At 56.1% G+C, this 1,037-nt stretch carries 1 protein-coding gene; it reads left to right on the plus strand.

Annotation, left to right across the window (positions count from 1 at the left end):
• Nucleotides 1–243: 243 nt before the first annotated feature.
• Nucleotides 244–1,037 (plus strand): type VI secretion system ImpA family N-terminal domain-containing protein (locus IO95_RS04055; RefSeq protein WP_200874150.1); only part of this gene is annotated, 794 nt, incomplete at its 3' end.

Below are 1,037 nucleotides of genomic sequence, written 5' to 3' on the forward strand. Positions count from 1 at the left end.
TCAGCAACAGTTTATGGATAGCCAGTCACTTTATTGATTAATGTTCTTTGGGAACAGATGGTTGTCATCGTATTACAGGTGTGAGTGATGCACCTTAGCCGATCACCCCTCGCTGGGACGCGTGATACGCGCCCTCAAGGATGGGTTCACGACGTGTCGGCGTTGCGCTTCACTTTCACCACCCTGATGCTTAGTGTGAAGTGATAGTAAGTGTAGTTATTGAGAACAGAGGGAGCTTGTCACATGAATACACGCAAACAACTTAAAAACGGCGGTGACCCGCGCGCCCTGGCGGATTATGCTGCGCTACGGGATGAGATGATGAAGCTTTCCCATCCGGCTCGGCCAGATGTGAACTGGAAGCAGGCGGAAACCCTGTGCCTGCGGCTGTTTGAACAAAATGGCGTCGAGCTGCAGACCGCTGCCTGGTATACCCTTGCACGTACCCATATCGCCGGGGTGGTGGGGTTTAACGAAGGGCTGGCGCTGCTTGATGCGCTGGTGAGTTATCAATGGGCGGTGATGTGGCCGGGGCATAGCCATGCGCGGATAGAAATCATCGCCGGGCTTAGCCCTCGTTTACAGGCGGTGTTGCGCACCTTTCCCCTGGATACCCGTGATGAATTGCCGGCGTTGTATCAGGCGGAGAAAGGGCTGAACAGCTTTTGTGAGGCGCTGGCGCGCCATGAACTGAAACAGGCCAGCCGCATGGACGGGTTGTTGAATCAGGTCAAGCAGGCCATTACCCGGTTGGAAAATTCCCCCCATGAAGAGCAATCTGAGCCGACGGTGGCTCTGCCGCCACAAGCCGTCACGGCAGAGCCGGAGACTGAACTGAGCGGTCATCAATCGCTGGTGTATGTTGCCCAATCGCTGCCGGAACCGCCGCCAACATCATCACTACCCCCATCAACACCCTTACCTCAATCACCGCTACCTCCATCATCGCTACCCCCATCACCACCGCCACCAGCGGATAAACGGGGTTATGTGTGGTCGTTTATCGGCGGGGCCAGTAGTGCCTTACTGGTGGGGGG

The sequence above is a fragment of the Serratia sp. DD3 genome (genome assembly GCF_000496755.2).